Source organism: Acinetobacter genomosp. 33YU, assembly GCF_001990725.1.
GTDB classification, from domain to species: domain Bacteria; phylum Pseudomonadota; class Gammaproteobacteria; order Pseudomonadales; family Moraxellaceae; genus Acinetobacter; species Acinetobacter seifertii.
The window spans coordinates 25,253-48,294 of record NZ_LFZQ01000008.1 but is presented as its reverse complement, the minus strand read 5'-3'; the positions used below and the strand labels follow the sequence as shown (position 1 = coordinate 48,294).

Sequence of the window (23,042 nt, the reverse complement as noted above, 5' to 3'; positions counted from 1 at the left end):
CGTTTACTTCGCAGATAAGTCGACTTTTGCTTCCATCGACAAGCCAACACGCAATGGGTGTTCAGCAAGTTCTTTCGGGTCAAGTGCAATACGAACCGGTAAGCGTTGAACCACTTTAATCCAGTTACCTGTTGCGTTTTGAGCCGGAATTAAGGCAAAGGCAGAGCCTGTACCACCAGAGAAGCCTACCACTTTGCCGTGGTATTCAACGTCATCACCGTATAAATCTGAAGTCAGTGTCACTGGTTGACCCGGACGGACTTTTTTCAACTGACTTTCTTTAAAGTTCGCATCTACATATAACTCGTTCAGCGGCACAATCATCATCATGCTGGTACCCGGTGCAACACGTTGACCAACTTGAATATTGCGGCGCGTAATAACACCATCAACTGGCGCACGAATCACGGTACGTTCCAAATCAAGCTGTGCTTGTTCAACATGGGCCTGCGCAACTTGTACATCCGGAGTCGATGTTTCGCTTACACCCTGAATTAAGGCTTCGTTAGCAGCTAAAGTACTTTCAGCAGCTTTACGGCTTGAAGACGCTTGCGCTAAACCAGCTTTAGCAAGCTCTAGCCCTGCTTTAGCTGTTTCCACTGCACTTTGTGCCTTGGTGAGTTCTTCTTTAGATACCGCACCAGAGGCAGCAAGCTGCGTACGACGGTTGAGTTCTAAAGCAGCTTTGTCGTAGTCGGCCTGTGCCTGTGCAACTTGTGCTTTGGCACTGTTAATTTCGTCGGCACGAACCACAACTTGGGAGTTTAAAGAGCTACTGTTTGCCGCAGTCTGTTTGTATTGGCGTTTTGCTTTAGCAAGTTCTGCCTCAGCTTGAGCCAATGCAATTTTGGCATCACGTTCATCAATACGAACCAGCACATCACCCCGATGAACTGTTTGAGTATCATTTACCAAAACCTGAGCGACCTGACCGCTCACCATTGAGGTAATTTGCGCGGTTTCTGCACCGACATAGGCATTATCTGTACTTACAGAGTGATTTAAAAATAATGCCCAAATTGCATACAAAATAGCGGCGATCAATAAAATCAGCGCAAAAAAACCAAGAAATTTTTTGCGCTTGTTTTGGTTGTTGTCATCCGAGGCAGATGTTGTTGGCACTGTTTCTTGTACATTGCTTTGTGCATCAGTCATGGTATGTTCCTAAAGATGAGTTGGCTTTGCCATCAATCTCGCACTACACCTTGTTATAGAGTTTTTATTTTTCTATAAACAAGACATATCGCATTGTCAAAGCAGTCAATTTTAACGCTAAAACCTCACAATATGAGAATAAAAAAATATAACTCATGCGTTCGTTCTAATTAAATTAATGTTTATCTCAAAGTTTTTATGAAAATTCCAGCTTTTTAAGCACTAAAAAAAGCGCACATGGCGCTTTAAAACGGTTCAATTCATCGCCTAATAGGCATATGAAGCAATCCCTGCTGCGATGGCTTTATCTTCATCATTGACCATCGTCATGCGCATAGTGCAGCCCTTACGACCTAAACGTAACACTTCCGCACGTGCAATAAAATACTTACCGCGTCCCGGAGCCAAATAATCTACCCGCATATCGACAGTTGCCAAGCGTGATACTTGCTTAATGGTTTCGGTTAAAGTTTCAGGAGTCGAACGGCGATAGAGGTGTTCCATTGCCACAATTCCACCAATACTATCGAGCAAAGTTGCAGCAACGCCGCCATGCAAAATCTGAAATGCCAGATTACCAATCAGGTTGGGTTGCATCTCGATATAGCCTTCAATGTGGCCATCTACCACACGCATAATCATTCCACTATGCTTAAAAAAAGGAGAGCTATTAAACGCCTTACATAATTGGTTGAGCACCACAGTTAGGTCAGTTTTGGCACCTAAATGGATGTTCCCAGTCCAATTTTTCTTTTCATCACTCATACATTGCCTAAATTTAAAAGCATGATAAACACCCATAATTTTGTACAAATCCAGCATTATGGGGCTACAATACAGCAGTCGGTTGACAGTAATGGAATATCCGCCAACCTATTCTAGTGTAATACCGAACATCGAGATTGTTATGACTTATACGTTCAATCGTCCTGCATTTCCAGCCACTCGCATGCGCCGTATCCGTAAAAATGACCAGTTGCGTGCGATGGTCAGCGAAACACAGCTCACTACCAATCACTTGATTTATCCAGTATTTGTATTACCGGGACAAAATCAGACCCAAGATATTCCAAGTATGCCAAACATTCAGCGTTTGTCGGCAGATTTGTTACTGAAAAAAGCTGAAAGACTTCTGGAATTGGGCGTATCAAAACTGGCTCTTTTTCCAGTTACCCCACAAGAAGATAAAAGCCTTACCGCAGAAGCTGCATGGCGTGAAGATGGTTTAGTTCAAACCACCTGCCGTTTGCTTAAAAAAGAATTACCAGAAATGGTACTAATCACTGATGGTGCCCTCGACCCATATACGACGCATGGTCAAGACGGCATTATTGATGAAACAGGCTATGTGCTGAACGACGAGACTGTAGAGTGCTTGATTAAACAAGCATTGAGTCACGCTGAAGCTGGTGCCGAAGTGATTGCACCAAGTGACATGATGGATGGGCGTATTGGCGCGATTCGTCAGGCTTTAGAAGCCAATGGTCACATCTACACCAACATCATGGCCTACTCTGCAAAGTATGCGTCTAGCTTCTATGGCCCGTTCCGTGATGCTGTTGGCTCTGCATCCAACCTAAAAGGTGGTAATAAATATAACTACCAGATGGACTTTGCCAACCGTGCCGAAGCTTTACATGAAATCGCGCTTGATATTCAAGAAGGCGCAGACATGGTGATTGTAAAACCGGGCATGCCATATCTGGATGTAGTACGTGAAGTGAAAGATACCTTTGGTGTTCCGACCTTCATTTATCAAGTAAGTGGTGAATACGCCATGTTAGCGGGCGCAATTCAAAATGGCTGGTTATCAGACTCAGTGATTTTAGAATCACTCATGTGCTGCCGCCGCGCTGGTGCAGACGGGATCTGGACTTACTTTGCAGAAACCGCTGCTGAAAAACTCAAGGAAATGAACTAAGTTCGCAGAGAAAGGATAACACTGCATGCATATTGCAATTATTGGCGCGGGCATAAGTGGATTAATGTCTGCGCTGGAGTTGGTTGAACAAGGCTGTAAAGTCAGCATTTTTGATCAACAACAAGCGGGACAAGCAGCCTCTTGGGCTGGCGGAGGTATTCTTTCTCCGATGTACCCGTGGCGTTATGTGCATGCAGTGAACCAACTTGCTCAATTTGGCAAAGCCTCTTATCAAGCATGGAACCAAAAGCTCTACCCTGTTACAGGGATTGATTTTGAAATACATGACACAGGCATGCTAATTTTTGATAAAGAAGATTTTGACATCGGGCTTTCCTACGCAGAGCAGCATCAAGAACCGATGCAACGCTGTGAATATTTACAGCGCGATGCCCTAGAACAAGTTAATCCACATATTTCCGATCAGTTTCAAGAAGCGATTTATTTCCCTGAACTATCTAATATTCGTAACCCTCGCGTATTACAATCTCTCATTAGTTATTTAAAACAACATCCAAATGTTGAGTTTTTTGAACACGCTGCTGTCAAAAAACTGATTCAACAAGGTGATGTGATACAGGCGCTACAAACCGAAGATGGTCGCAAACATACAGCAGATCATTTTGTAATAACTTCGGGTGCTTGGAGCCATTACTGGAACTCACAATTACAACTCGATATTCCAGTCGAACCTGTTCAAGGTCAAATGCTGCTATTTAAAACCCCTGCTCACTGGCTACCGACCATGTGTATGAATCGAGTCATGTATTTGATTCCACGTATGGACGGGCATATTGTCTGTGGGTCTAGCATGGCACATCGTGGTTTTGACACTTCAACTGATGAAACGACTCAGCACAATATTTTAGAAGCGTGTTTAGAAATGGTGCCTGAACTGGCCGATTTCCCGATCGTACAGCGCTGGGCAGGCCTCAGACCAAGCTCACCAAATGGCGTTCCCTACATTGGTAAAATGCCTGAAATGGATAACCTATGGGCAAACTTTGGTCACTTTAGAAATGGGTTATGTATGGGTGCAGGCTCTGCACAATTGCTCCGTCAGCTTATGCTAGGGCAACCGACATTAGTGGATGCCAAAGCATATTCACCAGAGCGTTTGCAAAATAAAATCTTAGCCTGACGCGAGTATATTTTCTAAAGCCATTTTTAACTGAGGATAAGTAAACTCAAATCCTTCAGCTTGTAAGGCAGCAGGTTTAACGTATTGACCATTTAAAATCAATTGCGATTGTTCCCCTAACAAATAGCGAAAAACCGTGCTTGGTGCTGATAATATTGGTTTCTTATTTAAAACCTCTGCTGCTTGTTCAACAAATACCTTTTGAGTCACGTTTTCTGGTGCCACCACATTATGAACTTGAGCAGATTGAGGATGTTTAAATATAAACTCGATGGCGTTTAATACGTCTTGAATGTGTACCCACACCACAGGCTGACGACCATGACCAATTTGACCGACTAAATTGAGTCGAATAGGAAATAACATTTTAGGCAAAATGCCACCACCCTGCCCAAACACTACGCCTAAACGAATAATTTTAGTGTTTTGCTGAGCGTCTGCTAAAGCTGCTCGTTCCCACTCTTGGCAAAGCTGAGACATAAAAATAGGTTGTGGTGGGCTTTGTTCGGTGCATACCTCTGCCCACTTTTCTTGATCGTCTATACCGTAATAGCCAATCGCTGAACCAGAGACAATTACTTCAGGAAAAATTTCAGATTGCTTGAGCCACGCATAAAGTTTTCGGGTCGTATTTACACGGCTTTCGATGAGTTGTTTTTTACGTGACTCGGTCCAGCGTTTTTCACCAATATTTGCACCAGCCAAATTCACCACATAATCAATTTGACGGGTCGTAATATCTTCAAACTTTTGTACCCACTGTAAGGCAGGATGGTCAGATTCCTTTCCAGCCTGCCGTGTTACAGCAATCACATTATAATTTTTTTGTAATAGGAACTTAATTAAGTGCGTTCCGATAAAACCACTAGCACCCGTGATTAATACATTCTTATTCATATTTCCTCCTAAGCTGAGGACAACTGTTTTATTTGATTATATAAAACTCATTTATATTTAATCGTAGCTGTTTTTGTAGTGATCTATTGCACATTCAACATTTTGTCAGCCATGCGCTGTGCCTGTTTGCCATAAAACCAGTAGGTAATTAAATAAAGCGGAATAGCCAGCATTAAAATCATAATGACCATAATACTTAAGAACTGAGGCTGCTTGAGGTAAAGCATAAAGTTTTGCAAAATCTCTGGGTCTTGTCTTGAAAATAAAAACAAACCAAATAAAACACCGCATAAGTTATAGCCCCAAAATATGAGGGTAAACCCTAAAGTAAATTTCTTTTTTTCTGGTACAGTCGGCGCACGGCGTTCTTTCTTTAAAAATCTAAATAAGACAAAAATCATTGCACCTAAATAAGGAACGGCTGTTAAAATACCACCTACACTCGCTGGCAATAGTGCTGCAACAACGCCTACAATTAAGGTAAGTATGATGCATATAGCAAAAAACCAGAGAAAGTAAGAACGTAATTTGGTCATATTTTTGCCTAATTTATGGGTTCAAAAAATAATTATAAATTTTTTTCGATTTTTTTTCATTTTTCTGTCAACCAATCCGAATCTCTTGACGTTATATAGAGTAACAAGGTCGCAGCAACCGAATACTTCCTTTGCACGGCATCCGCAAAATTGTTTCGGTGACCTTTCATTACGACTCTTTCTTCCTTCAGATTAGGTTTTGTTAGCAGCCAGAACCCTTGATGAAGTCTTTGACCGACGATTCTCTCATCACTCGAATCGTCGGTTTTTATTTTTAATCAAATATAATAGTATTATTTAATTTGCCTTTTTAAATTTTCTCTGATCCAATCATTAGTGATTCTTTCTTGTTCTAGACGTTTATTGATATAAGACTTACTTCTTAATTGATGAAATAATATTAATTCTTCGTCTGTTAAATATTTAGGTTCAAGAAAAACTGAATCAGGCTCATCCACCATTTTATCCTGAAATTGTAATAGAGTGGCTTCATTCATCATCAAAGGAATAACATCCGGAACTTTGTGTCGTACCATGCTCAGGATATTTAATCCTTCGGAATCAATATCACCCCAGTAATATACTTGTTTATTTTGTAGCCAAGGTGCATCTAGCCATTTAATATTTTTACCACCGCCACAGACAACTATCGTATTTTCCATCACAGGTAAAGCTAAACCTGACTGAATATTTTCAATCACAATAATATGTTGAGCAGGCAATTCAAATTGTATCAATACATCGGTAGAAAGCTGAAAAACTGGCAGTCCTCCCAATGACTGTTGCACTAGGGTACATAAAGGTTTGATCATCAGCCAGCCTTTCGGATGATCCAGGCAATTGAGCCAATTTAGTAATCCACCTGCTGCCTGTACTTCTCCATGGTATAAGACATCACAAATGGCTTCGACCAACAGCACATTTCTTTCTAAAAACTTGGTATCAACATGCTGCAAAGGTAATGCTCTTAAATAATGTCCTGCTCCCATATTTGCTTTAAGCTGGGAAATCAACTGGATCAGCAATTGCCAGTCTGCCTCACGATATTTTTCAAGCAGTTCCAAATATTCAATTAATGTACAGAACAAAGCATATTCCACTTGTGGCTGTACAAATGGCTGCAGTAACAAATAGGAAATTTTATCTGAAATTTTTTTAAATCGCTGTTGCTGTCCTAGCACATCCACCATGACATCCAATGTAGGAATTATCAACTTAACAGGGACTTGTTGTGTTGCCAACTGTTTGAATTGACGTTGTTGCCATTCCACCAGATCAGGATAGACAAAATTTTTCCATGCCTTAAAAAATGTATGGAAATGATCCAAATTGCTCATTGCCTGCTGGCCTGTCGGGGCTTTGAGTGAAAGTACAATCGGGAATGGACGTTGATGACGCAAGCGTTGTTTTAAATGCCTTTGATGATCCCATTCTTTCTTGCGTAATTGGGCAATGGCATCATCAGGCAAAAGTCCCCATACTGCTGTTCTAGCCATAAAGCTGAATTCCAAGTTGTTCAGCCTCTGCTGCTACTGTCTGTTTGTGTTGCTGCATCCGTTCATCAATCTCTTGCCATGTGACTTCACATAAATGACTTTCATGTTGGTCAATATCACGCTCAGCAATTAATAATGATCGAGCTGATTCACGCGCCAGATTTAGGTTTTTGTAAGGCGTAATTAGATTGACATGAATTTTGAGTGCTTTAAATACCTTTAGTACACGGCGGCTGACCGCTTCGGCAGTGTTGGAAAAGGCCTCATCTAAAAACACAGTGCTATAAATTGGATAATCATAGCCATCCGGTGTCAGTACATAAGCTAGACTTGCTGCGACAATCGTGCCTGCAAAGGATTCTTTTTCACCTCCCGATTTACCGCTGGAAGACTCAAGCACATCTCGTATTACCCCTGTTTGTGCATCCACTTCTTCTGCATGAAATGACATTTGATAACGAGGATCAAGCAAACGTAGACTTTCCTGATTATTGGCGGTTGCCGAGCTGCTGGCCTTGTCCAAAATCGCCATCAACTCCGCCAACTGTTTAAAACGACGTTCATATTCTTCACTATTTACACCAGCCAGAACCTGTTTTAAACGTTGTTCGAAATCCTGTACATGTGGATATTTTTCTTTCTTATAGCCAAGTCTTAAATAGCTACCGAGCTTAAATTCCGTGCGTTGTAATACCTGATTAATCATGTCAATTCGGTCAATAATTTCTTCCCGATTGACATTCAATTTATCCTGAATCACACTTAAAGATTGAGTAGTATGTTTATGTAGACGTTGTTGGAATAGTTCAACCAAATTCGGCAAACCTTCCCGCTGTAACTCCTGTAAATAAGCGACATAGTCATCTAGCGCTACCAAACCTGTTGCCCATTCTCGTTGTAATGGGATATGTGTCCATTTATCTTTACTGCGGAATGACACCATAATACCATTGGCGGTATTACTGATCGTCGTTTTTTGGTCATTTGTCTGCCCAATTAAACGCTCAAGTTTTCGTTCGATTTCTGCCTGCAACGCATCATCCAGTTGTTTGACTTCACCGATCCGTTGTTTCAATAACTGTCGGGCATCATCACTCATTCCCTGCTCAGCTGCTTGTTGGGCTTTTTGCTGTTTTAACTGGGTATCACCATTTTGCTGTTCTAATTGACCTCGGATTTTTTGCGACTCGCCTTTTTGTAAGCGAATCTGTTTTAATTCATTTTTTGCCGCTTCCCAACGCTGGTGAGCCTGTTCAGCATCGGAATCTGCCTGTTGTAAACGCTGCAAATCCTGCTGCGTCTGCTGCTGGCGTTGTTGCCAATATGGTAAATTAATGGCATCCCATTGATAACGCTGCAACCTTTCCCATAAGCCTTTTTGCTGATTAATATTATTGAGTAACTGCCGAGCCTGTTCAATCTGTTGGTATTGTTGTTTAAGCTGTTGTTCTAACTGACTATATTCATGTTTGAGTAAGTTTAGACGAGAAGTATTAGAAAAACCCAGACACCATGCTTTACGCTCATCAATACGTTGTTGGTCTTTTTTCTCGAAGCGCCCTCTTTCCAAATGAATCAAGCCCTGTTGGGTCATGGAAAATGGTGTATGATCCAGTGTTTGGGTATCACTCACACAATTTAAATCGAAACGCTGTAAATGCTGTTTTAACCAGTCACGATAGGCGTGTTCTCGCCAAAGTAATTTACCCAGAAAACCATTGTCTTTAAAATGGACATGCTCTACTTGCTTTGTATTGACCACTTGTAAACGCACATGGGTTTTATTATTACGGGCATTGACCCATTTAGTCACCATGGAATAGCGATCCTGTGGCACAAGTAAAGTGGTTTTGAGTCCGCCTAGTGCTCGTTCAATGGCTCCCTGCCATGCTTTTTCGCAATCTTTAACATCAATCAACTCTCCAATAAACATCAGTTCATGTTCATCAAAAGATAGATGCTGTTTTAATTCATCACGTAAACGCAGTAAATGCACATCATGGATATTACTGTCAGGTCTGGCTTCCATTTCCTGAATATCTTCCTGAATATCCTTGAGTTGTTGCTGAGTTTGTGCATATTTACCACTGACTTCGGCAAATTCATCTTGGCGTTGCTTGGTATTCTGTTCAATATTGACCAGTTCTTCAGTCGCTATCTCATGGTTTTCCAGCAAACGATGTTCAGTTAAATCATCAGAAAGCTGTAATTGTCGGGCATCATCCTGATACCGAGATGCCTCCAAGACCAAACTTTTAAGCTTATCGGCGATAAAGCCTAGCTCTTTATGTAAGTTTTCAATCTGGTTTCCCCCGAGTTGCAAATATTCTTCATGACAACGTTCTTGCCGTATTTCTGCATCCTGTTCCTGCTGTTCAATCTGCTGAAACTGTTGATTGAGCTGTAACAATTCCTGCTCAAGTTGCTGTAATTTCTCTGTCCATAATGCAGCAAACAATTCACCCAAATAAGCATTAATAGATTGTTTTTCCAGATGAAGTTGCGCCAAATGCTGTGTCAATTCGGCAATCTGTTCAGCACATTGTGGCAAACGTTGTAGATGTTCGACTTGTTCCCGAGTATCTACCAGATGCTTATAATTTGCCTCTAAATCAGCAAATTCATTGACAGCCGTCTGAGCAGTTTCCCTTAAATTGCTGGGTTCCAACACCAGTTCCCGAATCAGCTTGGTCAAATCATCAATTTTCTTTAATCCTAATGCCCGAGCAAGCAATGCAGGTGCATTCTGATTATCCATAAATAGATATTTACGATACATGTCCTGATAGCTTTTAAAATCATTATCAAAATAATGAATGCGTTGATCGGTTTTTGGATTAAAATGCTGTTTCAGTTGGCGAGTATTACCATCGGCAAAAATATCCAATACTTCAGTAAGCAACACATTGCGACTGGCAATCATATATAAACGATTGACATCACTGAGCGAATTTTTGCCCTGTCCAATCCAGAAGAGTCCAATCAGGGTAATCTGCGAACCATCCTCTGCGGTATAGAATGCTCGAAGTGCCGTAGTCACGGCTTTTTCCCGCTTGCTTTTGACTTTAGTACTTGAACCATCATGCTCAGAGCCGTAACTGCCTCGCATATAAGTCACAAGTGAACGATCAGAACGGTCGCCCTGTGCTGCTGCCACGTTAAAACTGGCTTTGCTGGCAGGTTGTAATAACGCCATCAACCCATCAATAAAAGTAGATTTTCCTGCTCCATTATCCCCTGTAATTAATGTTCCCTCAGGATCAATACGAGCCGTGTGCAAATTGTGAAATGACCCCCAGTTAAACACTGAAATTTCTGCCAAACGAATTTGTCCCTGAGCAAATAAGGTATCCAAAGTCATCTCTTGCATTATACTTTTCCTTTATTTTGTTCAGATTGATGCAGAGCTGTTTTATCCGCCAATTGCTTATATTCGCTTAATAAACTTTGTAGAAATTCGGCATTGACCACATAACGGATAATCGGTGTAATTTCATAACGCCCCTCTTCACCACGTATCACACTAAGTATTTTCTTTTCACTAAATTTATCCAAAGTACCACTTAATTTTTTAATATCTTTACTTTCATGATTGGTAATCGGAATAAAAGGAATTAAATTTCCCTGAATCCGCTCCAGATCAATAATAATTTTTTGCTCACCTGCGGTTTCTCGTTCCTGATAATATTTACGTAAAATTAGCAGAACCAAGGTATCATACAAAGTCAAAGTACGTTTACGAATCAGTGTAGGAAAATCATCTGATAATGGACTATTATCATTTTCATTACCAATGCTTTCCACATTAATAATATAGGCAACGCCCTGTCTGGCATCTAAAATTAGTTGAATATACACTTCGGCAAGATGTTGACGAATCGCTGTTTCATAACGACATAACACATCAAACAGTTTCAGGTTTTCAGCTGCCAAAATTGTTCCATGCCGTATCAAATAGACCAAAACCCGTCTGGCCTCATGCGGCATACTAGACAGTTCATCGCTTGCCTGAGGATCATTTTCTAGCTCTTGATCCACTTCAACCCGTGTAAACTCATCTTCGACTTCCGCGATGCACTGCGATTGAATCTCATGATTTTCATCAGATGATGGGCGACGTACTCTGTCAAAAAAACTGCTTTTTTGTGGTTGCATCTCTCTACACTCTTATAATGTCAGTTCATCTAAATTTTCAGGAAATAATTCAGCACTTAAATAATAGGTCGGGATACTGGCTTGCAGGTTCACACCATGTTGGTCCCTAAACTGAATCTGCTCATTTTTTTCTGTCAATTGAGGCGCTTTAATGGCTTTGGCAATACGCAAATACGCCACTAACTCCTCTAGACCTGCCTGTAATGGATGTTCTTGAGTTAAATTGGCAATACTCATGACACCTTTTTTTAGCAAAGTATTGTGTGTTTTTTCAGCAATCATCCGAACCTGTACACTGTCCAAATATTGCAGCATCTGAGCACTTGGTTCTTTACGATTTTGCTGCTGCTGTACGCCTCGTGTATCCATATGCTCATTAGGACTTTTCAATGCAAAATTCTCTGGTGAGCCAACTTGAACCGAACCTACGGCTAAATACATCTGTGTTTCAGTCTTTAAATCAAATTGCTGTTCCAGTGTTAAATTCACCGCCTGCTTTTCTAATTGAGACAGTAAGCAATCAATCATACGATTTTCCAGTGCAGCACCGCTTTCAATATATGCCCGAAGGCCCTCTTCTGTTCTACAACGTACCTGAAAGACCCTACTACTTTCCCGTGCCAATTCACGCATGAGTTGCCCTAAATATTTCTTTTGTGCTTCACTGAGCTGTTGTGCCACAGGATGATTGAGAATACTGCGTAGCTGTTCCCGAAATTCAGTGGAACGATCCTGATCCTGCAATAATTGACAAAAGCCATCAAAAGCACTACCCGCATCGCTCTTGGCAAGTAGTTGTTCTTTTTGCATCAATGCAAGTAACACCTCACCTCGTGCAGCGTTGCCCCCAATCATCTCAACCCTTAACTCTTTGTCTAACTGACGAATTTCATCTTCAACTCGTCTAAAATCACCTGTTAAAATAGAAGCAAGTTGATAAATCTCCCGAATTCGTTCTCGTTGCTCCGTTTCATTGAGCTGCATAACTACCCCCGCATGCAGATCATCAATTTCCTGTTGAATCTGTGCTTTCTTTTGTTCTAACAAGGCCACCCGATCGTCAATATTGTCACTAATAGCCACTACAAAATCCCGAACAGCATCCTGTACAATTCTTAAATGTGACGCAGTGGTACTGCTATGCCGTTCATCCAGATTGCGACAAAAACGTAATACTGTTTCACTGGTATCGGTCTTGCTTAGTAAGTCATCCATTTCACGCAACCAACCTGCCTTAATCCAACTATTTAAATAGTAGGCTGCATTATTTTCAGTTTGCCACAGTCCTTGTTCACGACTATATTTGATAAACTCATCAAGTAGGCTTCTGGCATGTCCATACAGAACTTCGGCTTTTTCCGCAAATAGATCTGCAATAAATGCTAGAATGAGTGGTGCATTTTCCGCCCTTAATAATTTCCAGACTGAACTTTCATGATATAAACGGCGGTAAGTTGCCTGTATTCCCTGAATATTCATATATTTTCATTAGTTATAAATATAATGTTTTATAATAATTAAATTTTTAATAAACCTATACTAGAGGAATTAGAGTAAGCGACATAAAATGTCGTATTCTTTATATGATGATAACGTTTGTTTATATAAAATTTAAATTAAACCAAATACATAGATATGCTTAATCTTAAGTATATTCTAGGATACAATTTATTAAAGGAATAAAATACAAAGCTAAACATGAACAACATTGCCTATTTTGAAATCCAGTCTTCAAACCCTGCTCGCGACGCGCAGTTTTATCAAGCTGTGTTCGGCTGGCAATTTAAATTAGATCCAAACTTACCGATTGAATACTACCGTATCGAAACCCCTTCAATTATGGGCGGCCTTTTAAAACGTCCCGCTCAAACGCCTCCAATGGAATATGGCACCAATGCATTTACCTGTTCAGTTCATGTGGAAAACTTCGATGAAGTTGCTGCAAAAATTTTAGCCCAAGGTGGCATTGTGGCAATGGATAAATTCGCCATTCCCGGTCGCGCTTGGCATGGTTACTTTGTCGATTTAGAACACAATGTTTTTGGTATTTTTCAAGCCGATGAAAATGCAGCTTAAAGATTTTATCTAACCACTCTATTTATTTTTAATGTATAGCCACCGCCTTTAAACGGTGGCTATTTCATATTAATTACTCAGCAAAACTAAAGCTGGCTTCACATGTAATTGGGAAATTTACCGAATTGGCAATCATGCATTCATGATGTGCTTCTTCATGCAGTTTTGCAGCAAGCTCTTGGTCAGCACCTTTTTCCAAAACAACCTCGGGCTTTAAAATAATTTGAGTAAAGTGACCGCGTTTAACGGGATCTGCATCTTCCATAAAACCAAGTGCTTTATCGACATAACTCAGTACGTGAATATGGTTGACCGCACATAGGTGTAAATACCAAAGTTTATGGCAGGCTGAAGCTGAAGCGACCAATAAATCTTCAGGGTTCCATCTGGTCACATCACCTAAATAGGCTGGGTCTGATGAACCTTCAATCGTGGCTTTTTGAGGATGTTGAATACTAAAGTCTCGTTTATATGAACGATAAGATGAAGTACCTGTGCCCGTATTGCCTTCCCACTGTATTTTTACTTCATATTTATGAATAGTCATTTTGTTCTCAAAGTTCATGGTTTGATCTGATAGTAACAAAGCAGGGTTTAAAAGGAACAATTTAATTCAGGTATTACGGCTGGCTTAAATAACGAGCACTTTAAAATGTCTTGATAAAATCTCCTGCCAATTTATGCTAACGTATCTGTGTTTATTTTGGCTTGATGTCTGTTTCTATGTCCGTACATTTTCTACATACTTCTGACTGGCATTTGGGGCAGTTTTTTTATAATCATTCACGCCACTACGAACACCAACAATTTTTAAGCTGGTTACTCACTCAAATACAAGAAAAACAACCGCATGCCCTGCTCATCGCTGGCGATATTTTTGATGTGATTAACCCTGGTTCTCAAGCACAAAAACAACTCTATCAATTTTTAGCAGATGCACATCGCATTGCGCCGCACATGCAAACGCTCATGATTGCGGGTAACCATGACTCAGGCTACCGTATTGAACAGGTCGAACCACTTTTAGAAAAATACAATGCAAAAACCGTGGGCGTGGTTCGCTGGAATGAAGATAAAACCCTAGATCTCGATCGACTACTTTTACCTATTTATAATCAAAATCAAGATATTGTGGCTTGGTGCCTTGCCTTGCCTTTTTTACGCTCGGCCGAAATTACGGGTTTTAATGAACACACCACTAATAGTAAAAATGCGATTGCCTATTTACACCAGCAACTCATTGCCGAAGCCAAACGTCGTAAAACACCAGACCAAGCGCTTATTTTGATGTCGCATGCCCATATGCAAGGTGGGGAAACGTCCGACTCTGAACGTCCAATTATTATTGGTAATGAAGAAGCGCTTTCAACGACATTATTTGAAGATGCTGTCGATTATGTCGCTTTAGGGCACTTACATAAACCACAAAAAGTAGGTCAGCCGCATATTCGCTATAGCGGCTCACCCATTCCGCTTTCTTTTAGTGAAATTAACTATAAGCACCAAGTGGTTGAGGTCAAAATTGACCCAGCTCAAGAGACAGATAACCGTTTGCAATTTGAAGCTGTCGAAATTCCGCGTTGCATACAATTGCACCGCATTCGTGGTGAATTAAATGAAGTGCTGCAACAACTCAAAGCGTTGCCACATGGCGTTGTTGAAAATATTGACCATCGTGAATATGTCGATATTGAATACTATAGTTTAACACCGCCGCAACCGAATTTACGTCAGCAATTTGAAGCAGCCCTACCGCCTGATCGCTATCGTTTAGTGCGTATTTCACGTCAATATGTGAACAAAGACGCGACCGATGCAAATACCACCCAGCACATTGCACTCGAACCTCCTACACCAGAAAAACTCTTTCAAAATATCTGGGAAAAACAAGGCTACAGCGCCGATGATGCTGTCTTAAAAGATTTTCTGAGTCTGGTACAAGAAGCACAAAAAAATCTTGAAAATGATGCAAGCCATTAAGGATATGTCATGAAAATTTTATCCATTCGAATAAAAAATCTGGCATCTCTTTCTGATGAACACTTTATTGATTTTGAAAGCGCGCCTCTCGCCCATGCAGGTCTCATTGCAATTGTAGGGAAAACAGGCGCAGGTAAGTCGACCATTTTAGATGCGATGTGTCTGGCTTTATTTAATCGGGTGCCTCGCTTGAAAGACAGTGATGGCAAATTAAAAGATGTTGATGGTTCAGAGTTACTCACTAACTCACCTTTAACTGTCTTACGCCGTGGTACAGGGCATGGTTTTGCTGAGCTTTGCTTTATCGCACAAGATCAAAAGCGTTATTTGGCTCGTTGGGAAATTAAACGTGCACGTGAAAACCCAAATGGTAAATTACAAAGTGTACAGCGCCACTTAAAATGCCTAACCGATGGTGTGGTACTTGCAGACAAAGCCAAAGCGGTTGATGAAAAAGTTAAACAAATTACCCAGCTTTCTTTTGAACAGTTTACTCGTGCCGTATTACTTGCCCAGTCAGAAGTAACCGCATTTTTAAAAGCACGAGATAGCGAACGCGGTGAATTACTTGAGTACCTAACCAACTCCAGTATCTTCGCTAAAATTGGTGAACTGGCTTTTCGTAAAACAGCCGATATTGCAAAGCAGCGTAAACAGCTTGAAGAGTTCTTAGGCCACATTGAAATTTTGTCTGATGAAGAGATTGCTGCATTTACCGAGCAATATCAGCAAGCCGAGCAAAACCATCAGCAGTTAGAACAACAAAAAAATGTCTTAGACAAACAACAACAATGGTTTGAACGTAAAGCCAAACTTGAGCAAGAAGTTCAGGCTAAACAGCAACAGTTTCAAACACAGCAAAATCACTATCAACAACTGGCTAGTGAACGCGAGCAATTAAAACGTCTCGAAGTTTTCTCTGAAATACACCCACAAGTTTTTCAGCAAGCTCAAAATTTACAAACACTACAACAACTTGAGCCGCAAATTCAGCAAGCTCAAACCAAGTTTAATGAGTTAGTACAAATTTTTGAAACGGGACAAAAACAATATCAACTTGCAGAACAACAGCTCAAACAGACGCTCGATTTTGAACAACAGCATCAACACGCTTTAAATCAAGTTCGGCAGTCTATTCAACAACGTGATTTTATTGCCGATGAATATAAAAAGTGCAAAGAAAAGAAAAATGTACTTGAGCAGAAACTCAGTCCACTGCAACAACAGCAAATTATTTTGCAACAGCAGATTGTACAACTTGAGCAGAACAAAATTCATTTACAACAGCAGCTTACTCAGACTCAGCAATACGCTGTATTAGACAAAGGCCTCTCAGCACATCTACATCAGCTTGGACAATTTATTCAAAATTATGAAGCGATTGAACAACAGCTTGGCAACCCTGCCTCTGCTCGCCAAAAGCTATCGGAAGCTAAAAGTGAACTTGAACAACTGACAGCTTCACTAGGCACCGTTGAACAGATTGAGTTAAAGCTTGATCAACAGCGTAAAGACAAAGATCAGAAACTTGCTCAAATCACGCAGTTAGATCTGATTCAGCAAAAAATAAAAATTTATCATGAACTATATGCTGAGCTTCAGCAATTCACTGAAAAACAAACTCAGGCCTCAGGCCAAGAGCAGCAGCTGAAAACCGTTTGCCAGTTAGCTGAACAAGACTACCAAACAGCAAAAACTGAACGTGAAAATTTACAGCACATCCTGCAACAGCAGCGTTTATTACACACCGAAAATATTGAGCAGTTACGAGCCAATCTCAAAGAAGGTGAAGCTTGTTTAGTTTGTGGAAGTACACATCATCCCTATCGTGTTGATGACAGTGCAGTCTCTAAAGCTTTATACGACTTACAGCAACAACAAGAACAACAAGCAGTAGCGTTAGAGCAAACTAAATTTAATGCCTGGCAAACTCAGCAACATGCACTTACTCAGTGTCGTGCCGAACTTGAACAAGTTCAGAAATACTTAACTCAACTTAAAGCCAAACAATCAAGCTTGCAGCAAGAGCTTGAGCAAGCGTTTAACCTCAATCAATTACACATTGAGCTTAATCAAGCTCCTGAACAAATCTTGCAAACGCTTAACGAACTCAGACAAGCCGCGCAAACTGCCATAAATTCATTTGACTCAGAAAACTTTCGCTTAACCCAAGCGATAAAACAACATAATCAATTTGTTCAAGCTATTCAGCATAATGAAAGCTTGCTCAATACGGCACAGCAATGGCAACAACAAGTTCAACATATTGTTGAATGTTTATCGAAAACTGAACAGCACGCATGGCAGCAAGCAAGTAGCCAAACAGCTAAGCAAACTTGGACTATTCTTGATGCACGCGCCAAGCAACTTGAACAACAAGAACAGCTTGCACAGCGTTTTGAACAACAGCAACAAGAACTTAAAATGTTAGCTGCTAACCTTGAGCAATTGACCAAGCAAATTGATGAGATCGATCAAAATCTCAAAGAGATTACGCTTAAAGGCCAACAAAATAATGAAAAAGCGGTGTCGCTCATTCAACAAATGACAGGCCACGCTGATATTAAACCGCACGAATGGTTAATTGAGCATGACGCTAAACGTCAACACCAACAAACGGCGTATCACGAGGCTAAACAACGTTTTGAACAAACCAGACAGCACTTTGAGCAGCAAAAACAGGCGCTCGATCAGCTCAAGCATCAACATCAACACACTGCGGGGCATCAGCAGCAGGTTGATGAGCAAATTCAAAACTGGTTAAAAGCCCACACTGATTTTCAAGCATCTGATCTTACAGTGCTCATGCAAATTAATTCAGCTCAAGAGCAAGACATTCGTAACCGACTTAATCATGTCGAGCGTTTATTAAGTGAAGCTTCTTCTGCCTTAAAAACCATGCAAGAGCAATTAAGCGAGCACTTACAAACTCAGCCAGATATTGAGCATGAAAAGCTCGTTAGCCTTATTCAAGACAATATTGCAGAGCTTAAAGCGCAACTTGAAGTACGTGATCGGCTTAAACTTAAGCTTGAAGTGCACCAACAAAATCTTGCCAAGCAGCAACAATACGCCGAGCAAATTCAAAATATTCAGCAAGAGGAACATCGCTGGAGCAAAATTTCAGGCTTGATCGGTGATGCCAAAGGTAAAGAGTTCCGCGACTACGCTCAGCAATATCACCTAGATATTTTAGTTGAACATGCAAACCAGCAACTGGCGATGCTATCTCAGCGCTATACGCTTAAACGCCTAGATCAGTCTTTAAGTCTTGCGATTATTGACCACGACATGGATGGGGAAACTCGCTCAGTTGCCTCTTTGTCTGGTGGTGAGTCATTCTTAACTGCGCTGGCTTTGTCTTTAGCGATTGCCAATATGGCCTCGGGTTCAATGAAAATTGAATCACTGTTTATTGATGAAGGTTTTGGTACTTTGGATGCCTCATCTTTGCACATGGTCATGAATGCTTTAGACCAATTACAAAATCAGGGACGTCAGGTCATTCTCATTTCACACATTCAAGAAATGCATGAACGTATTCCTGTACAAATTCAAGTGAAACCACTTGGTGCTGGTGCAAGTACCATTGAGGTCGTGGGTTAATTATTAGGATTTCATATCTTAAATTTGATTGAATCTTATAGAACAAAGGGGCGTATTATTTACGCCCCTTTTTCTTGTATGGTCTTTTGCTAATTTTTTATTTTAAAACATCAAAAAATTAATTAACGCAGAGTACGACAATTGCGAAACCAATACAGTACAGACCAAATAAATGCCAACGGCCATGCTCTAACCATGAAGACAACCATTTTAGCGCCAAAAGACCAGCACCAAAGCTAAAGCACATACCCAACAAGCTTGGAACCATCGAATGGAACACTTGTCCATGAGCTACAGTTTGTAAGCCTTGAGCGTGAACTAAACGATATAATTCTTTTAAAATCACTGCTGGTGTTAATACCACAGCCAACGCAAAACTGAACTCTTCAGCCTTTTGGCGAGATACCCCTAAAAAAAGCCCTGTAGAGATGGTTGCACCAGAACGTGAAAAGCCACGGAAAGGTAAACATAACGCCTGCACTGCCCCAATAATAGAAGCACTACGCAAACTAATTTCACCTTGCTGGCCGCGATCTAAGCGCGAAGACAAAATAATCAGGACACCTGCCGAAATCAGCGCAGCCGCCATGAGTTTTGAGTTACTAAACAAGTGCTCAATTTCGAAACTACTCGCGCCGCCGAAGAACACATGTTTAATCATAGATTGGAGCGCTAAACCAAGCACGCCTGTAATGAGCGTTGCCAAAATAATATAGAAGGCTTGTTTTTTAAAACTTTCCCAAGAAGAAAAATAGGTCTTTTTCCAAGATTTCCAAAAGTAAACGATCACTGCAAACATTGTACCTGTATGCAACATCACAAGTAAGAATGTCATGTCAGGTGCAGATGGATCATACCCCATTAACTTTTCAGCTAAAATAACGTGTGCGGAACTAGAAACTGGCAATAATTCAGCAAAACCCTGAATTATTGCCAGAATGAAAACATGCAACAAATCCATACATTACACACTCAAATATAAAATATTTGGGTTATAGGCGAGGAAAATTAAATTTAAATTAATTGATTACAGTTCCACCACAAAATATTTAGCTAAACCGTAAAAGTTATTTTTTCTCAATCGGGTCACGCTTACCAAACAATGCCGTTCCTACACGGACCATGGTTGAACCTGCTGCAATTGCAGCATCTAAATCGCCTGACATTCCCATGCTTAATGTATCCCAGTCTTGCGCATGAGCATGTTGCCCTTTCACCTCATCAAATAGCTTTTTGGCATCTGCGAAAGCAGCGGTATTGTCTGGTGCCGGAATGACCATTAAGCCGCGGAGTTTAATTTTCGGCAGTTGGCTAATTTGAGCAACCAATTCAGCAACGTCTTCTGGCGCACAGCCATCTTTACTGTCTTGCCCATCAATATTCACTTGCAAACAAATATTAAGTGCAGCTTGCTCATCACCACGCTGGTTAGACAAACGCTCTGCAATAATCAAACGATCTACACCATGTACCCAATCAAACTTTTCAGCCAAATGCTTAGTTTTGTTGCGTTGAACATGACCAATAAAATGCCATTCAATGTCTAAATCATGCAGAGCTTCAATTTTATCTAAAGCTTCTTGTAAATAATTTTCGCCGAATGCCCTTTGCCCTGCTGCATACATTTCACGCAATCTTTCACTTGGATGTGTTTTTGATACGGCTAAAAGTTGCACAGTTTCAGGCACACGCTGAGCATGTTCACAAGCAGTTTTAATTTGCTGTAATACGTGCTGCCGCGCATCTTGCAGGTAATTCATTGACAAGGTTCTCATTTTCAAAAAACTTTTTTGCTTTTCACCTAAAGTGAGGTGTTGGTAAGCCTCAGTGAAAGCCGTATATTATTCTACAAAATAATGACATATTTTGATTTACTTGGGGAAATTATGGATATTACAGAGCTACTCGCCTTCTCTGTGAAAAATGGCGCGTCCGATTTACACTTATCTGCTGGCATGCCACCAATGATTCGTGTCGATGGTGAAGTTCGCCGTATTAACTTACCAGCCTTAGAACATAAAGATGTCCACCGCCTTGTGTACGACATCATGAACGATAAACAGCGCCGTGACTATGAAGAAAAACTCGAAACAGACTTTTCTTTTGAAGTACCAAATGTTGCACGTTTCCGTGTGAACGCATTTAACCAAAACCGTGGTGCTGGCGCAGTATTTCGTACCATTCCATCTAAAGTACTCACCATGGAAGATTTAGGCTTAGGTCAAATCTTTAAAGATATTTGCGACTATCCTCGCGGGATTGTACTGGTGACAGGGCCAACAGGTTCGGGTAAATCAACCACACTTGCAGCGATGATGGACTACATTAATGAAAATCGTTATGACCATATTTTAACGGTTGAAGACCCCATCGAATTTGTACACCAATCAAAAAAATGCCTCATTAACCAACGTGAAGTCCATCGTGATACACATGGCTTTAATGAAGCACTTCGCTCAGCATTGCGTGAAGACCCAGATATTATTTTGGTCGGTGAGATGCGTGACCTTGAAACGATTCGTTTGGCCCTTACAGCTGCCGAAACAGGTCACTTGGTATTTGGTACGCTTCATACCACATCTGCCGCTAAAACCATTGACCGTGTAATTGACGTATTCCCTGCCGAAGAAAAAGACATGGTACGTGCCATGCTGTCTGAATCTTTGCAAGCCGTTATTTCGCAAACCCTGCTTAAAAAGAACGGCGGCGGTCGTGTGGCAGCACATGAAATCATGATTGGTATTCCTGCCATTCGTAACTTAATCCGTGAAAACAAAGTCGCACAAATGTATTCAGCTATTCAAACTGGTGCTAACTATGGCATGACAACGCTTGACCAAAGCTTAAAAGGTTTAGTGTCACGTGGCGTAATTAGCCCACAAACTGCACGTACTGCGGCTAAACAACCTGAATCATTCCTATAAAAATAACAAAATAGCGAGAATACAATTATGGATTTTAATGACTTGCTCAACCTGATGGTTGAAAAAAAATCATCGGATCTTTTTATTACAGATGGTGTTGCACCATCTATGAAAATTAATGGTCAAATTGTTCCCATTTCAAAGAATAGCCTTTCTGGCGAAGTGATTGGACAGCTCTTACATTCGATTATGAGTGAGAAGCAGCGTAAAGAATTTGCGGACACTCGTGAATGTAACTTTGCCATTATGAATCGTGACAAAACGGCACGTTTTCGTGTGAGTGCTTTTCAGCAACGCGACATGCCGGGCATGGTTCTACGTCGAATTGAAACGAAAATTCCTTCGATTGATGACTTACAGTTACCTTCTGTGCTTAAAGATTTATCAATGACCAAACGCGGCATTATTATTTTTGTAGGCGCAACAGGTACAGGTAAATCGACTTCGTTGGCTTCAATGATCAGCCATCGTAACCATAACTCTAAAGGTCATATCATTACTATTGAAGACCCGATTGAGTTTATTCACGAACATGCGGGCTGTATTATTACTCAGCGTGAGGTCGGTATTGATACTGACTCGTTCGAAATTGCTTTGAAAAATACTTTACGACAAGCACCCGATGTCATCTTAATTGGTGAGATCCGCTCTCGTGAAGTAATGGACTACGCGATTGGCTTTGCTGAAACAGGTCACCTTGTATTAGCCACAATGCACGCCAACAACGCCAACCAAGCACTCGACCGTATTATTCATTTCTTTGAAAGTGACCGCCACAGTCAGCTCTATATGGACTTATCTCTCAACTTAAAGGCCATGATTGCTCAGCAGCTTATTCCAACGCCAGATGGTAATTCACGCCGTGCTGCGATTGAGATTTTAATTAACTCACCATTAATTTCAGACTATATCCGTAAAGGTGAAATTCATGAAATTAAGGACTTGATGAAACGCTCACGTGAGCTTGGTATGCAGACCTTTGACCAAGCTTTATTTGATTTATACAAAGCCGGCCAAATTACTTATAAAGATGCGCTTAAACATGCCGACTCACCAAACGATTTACGTTTAACGATTAAACTTGCAAATGAAGGTCCTGATCAAATAACAGACGAAAAACAGCATTTAACTTTTGATCGTCAGTAATTTCTTCAT

General features: G+C 40.8%; 18 protein-coding genes. 7 read left to right on the top strand and 11 right to left on the bottom strand.

The window, feature by feature from the left end:
* Positions 1-3: 3 nt before the first annotated feature.
* Both AC056_RS09550 and AC056_RS09545 read right to left on the bottom strand, forming a co-directional pair.
* Positions 4-1,155: an EmrA/EmrK family multidrug efflux transporter periplasmic adaptor subunit gene (locus tag AC056_RS09550; RefSeq protein WP_019456813.1), complete on the bottom strand. Its 1,152-nt coding sequence runs from the start codon at positions 1,153-1,155 to the stop codon at positions 4-6.
* 267 nt (positions 1,156-1,422) lie between these two features.
* Positions 1,423-1,920, bottom strand: a complete 498-nt coding sequence (locus tag AC056_RS09545) for a thioesterase family protein (protein ID WP_004703260.1) — start codon at positions 1,918-1,920, stop codon at positions 1,423-1,425.
* Between the two features lie 142 nt (positions 1,921-2,062).
* On the opposite strand from AC056_RS09545, the gene hemB reads away from it, so the two are divergent.
* Both hemB and AC056_RS09535 read left to right on the top strand, forming a co-directional pair.
* Entirely contained in the window at positions 2,063-3,076 is a 1,014-nt protein-coding gene (gene hemB / locus AC056_RS09540) for a porphobilinogen synthase (protein WP_004748084.1), read from the top strand.
* A 25-nt stretch (positions 3,077-3,101) separates the two neighbouring features.
* On the top strand, positions 3,102-4,217 hold the full coding sequence (locus AC056_RS09535; protein WP_077163483.1) for an NAD(P)/FAD-dependent oxidoreductase: 1,116 nt from the start codon (positions 3,102-3,104) through the stop codon (positions 4,215-4,217).
* On the opposite strand, the gene AC056_RS09530 is transcribed toward AC056_RS09535, so the two are convergent.
* The 6 genes from AC056_RS09530 to AC056_RS09505 all read right to left on the bottom strand — a co-directional run bounded on the left by AC056_RS09530 (position 4,209) and on the right by AC056_RS09505 (position 12,780).
* Positions 4,209-5,114: a TIGR01777 family oxidoreductase gene (locus tag AC056_RS09530; RefSeq protein WP_039254338.1), complete on the bottom strand. Its 906-nt coding sequence runs from the start codon at positions 5,112-5,114 to the stop codon at positions 4,209-4,211. The genes AC056_RS09535 and AC056_RS09530 overlap by 9 nt on opposite strands.
* A gap of 83 nt (positions 5,115-5,197) precedes the next feature.
* Positions 5,198-5,650, bottom strand: a complete 453-nt coding sequence (locus AC056_RS09525; RefSeq protein WP_004703268.1) for an ABZJ_00895 family protein — start codon at positions 5,648-5,650, stop codon at positions 5,198-5,200.
* Positions 5,651-5,943: 293 nt separating this feature from the next.
* Positions 5,944-7,146 (bottom strand): Wadjet anti-phage system protein JetD domain-containing protein, encoded by a 1,203-nt coding sequence (locus AC056_RS09520; protein WP_077163482.1) that lies wholly within the window; start codon positions 7,144-7,146, stop codon positions 5,944-5,946.
* The gene (locus tag AC056_RS09515) at positions 7,139-10,516 is read right to left on the bottom strand and encodes an ATP-binding protein (protein ID WP_077163481.1); all 3,378 of its coding nucleotides are present in this window, start codon (positions 10,514-10,516) and stop codon (positions 7,139-7,141) included. The genes AC056_RS09520 and AC056_RS09515 overlap by 8 nt, the downstream gene beginning before the upstream one ends.
* A complete protein-coding gene (locus AC056_RS09510) occupies positions 10,516-11,301 on the bottom strand; it encodes a DUF4194 domain-containing protein (RefSeq protein ID WP_039254343.1) in 786 nt (261 codons plus the stop codon). The genes AC056_RS09515 and AC056_RS09510 overlap by 1 nt, the downstream gene beginning before the upstream one ends.
* Positions 11,302-11,313: 12 nt before the next feature.
* Positions 11,314-12,780 (bottom strand): DUF3375 domain-containing protein, encoded by a 1,467-nt coding sequence (locus AC056_RS09505; protein WP_039254345.1) that lies wholly within the window; start codon positions 12,778-12,780, stop codon positions 11,314-11,316.
* 219 nt (positions 12,781-12,999) lie between these two features.
* Between AC056_RS09505 and AC056_RS09500 the strand changes: the two genes are divergently transcribed.
* Positions 13,000-13,377, top strand: coding sequence for a VOC family protein (locus AC056_RS09500; protein ID WP_077163480.1), 378 nt, complete (start codon positions 13,000-13,002; stop codon positions 13,375-13,377).
* Positions 13,378-13,450: 73 nt separating this feature from the next.
* On the opposite strand, the gene AC056_RS09495 is transcribed toward AC056_RS09500, so the two are convergent.
* Entirely contained in the window at positions 13,451-13,924 is a 474-nt protein-coding gene (locus AC056_RS09495; protein ID WP_039254347.1) for an OsmC family protein, read from the bottom strand.
* Between the two features lie 164 nt (positions 13,925-14,088).
* On the opposite strand from AC056_RS09495, the gene AC056_RS09490 reads away from it, so the two are divergent.
* Together AC056_RS09490 and AC056_RS09485 are read left to right on the top strand one after the other, a co-directional pair.
* Positions 14,089-15,357, top strand: a complete 1,269-nt coding sequence (locus AC056_RS09490) for an exonuclease SbcCD subunit D (protein ID WP_039254350.1) — start codon at positions 14,089-14,091, stop codon at positions 15,355-15,357.
* A 9-nt stretch (positions 15,358-15,366) separates the two neighbouring features.
* Positions 15,367-18,963: an AAA family ATPase gene (locus AC056_RS09485; RefSeq protein ID WP_077163479.1), complete on the top strand. Its 3,597-nt coding sequence runs from the start codon at positions 15,367-15,369 to the stop codon at positions 18,961-18,963.
* 118 nt (positions 18,964-19,081) lie between these two features.
* Here AC056_RS09485 and AC056_RS09480 read toward each other — a convergent pair whose 3' ends face one another.
* Positions 19,082-19,924 (bottom strand): undecaprenyl-diphosphate phosphatase, encoded by an 843-nt coding sequence (locus tag AC056_RS09480; RefSeq protein WP_068933939.1) that lies wholly within the window; start codon positions 19,922-19,924, stop codon positions 19,082-19,084.
* A 106-nt stretch (positions 19,925-20,030) separates the two neighbouring features.
* The gene (locus tag AC056_RS09475; protein ID WP_077163478.1) at positions 20,031-20,723 is read right to left on the bottom strand and encodes a YggS family pyridoxal phosphate-dependent enzyme; all 693 of its coding nucleotides are present in this window, start codon (positions 20,721-20,723) and stop codon (positions 20,031-20,033) included.
* A 126-nt stretch (positions 20,724-20,849) separates the two neighbouring features.
* Between AC056_RS09475 and AC056_RS09470 the strand changes: the two genes are divergently transcribed.
* Positions 20,850-21,887: a type IV pilus twitching motility protein PilT gene (locus AC056_RS09470; RefSeq protein ID WP_019456823.1), complete on the top strand. Its 1,038-nt coding sequence runs from the start codon at positions 20,850-20,852 to the stop codon at positions 21,885-21,887.
* Positions 21,888-21,914: 27 nt separating this feature from the next.
* The gene (locus AC056_RS09465) at positions 21,915-23,033 is read left to right on the top strand and encodes a PilT/PilU family type 4a pilus ATPase (RefSeq protein ID WP_077163477.1); all 1,119 of its coding nucleotides are present in this window, start codon (positions 21,915-21,917) and stop codon (positions 23,031-23,033) included.
* Positions 23,034-23,042: the final 9 nt, after the last annotated feature.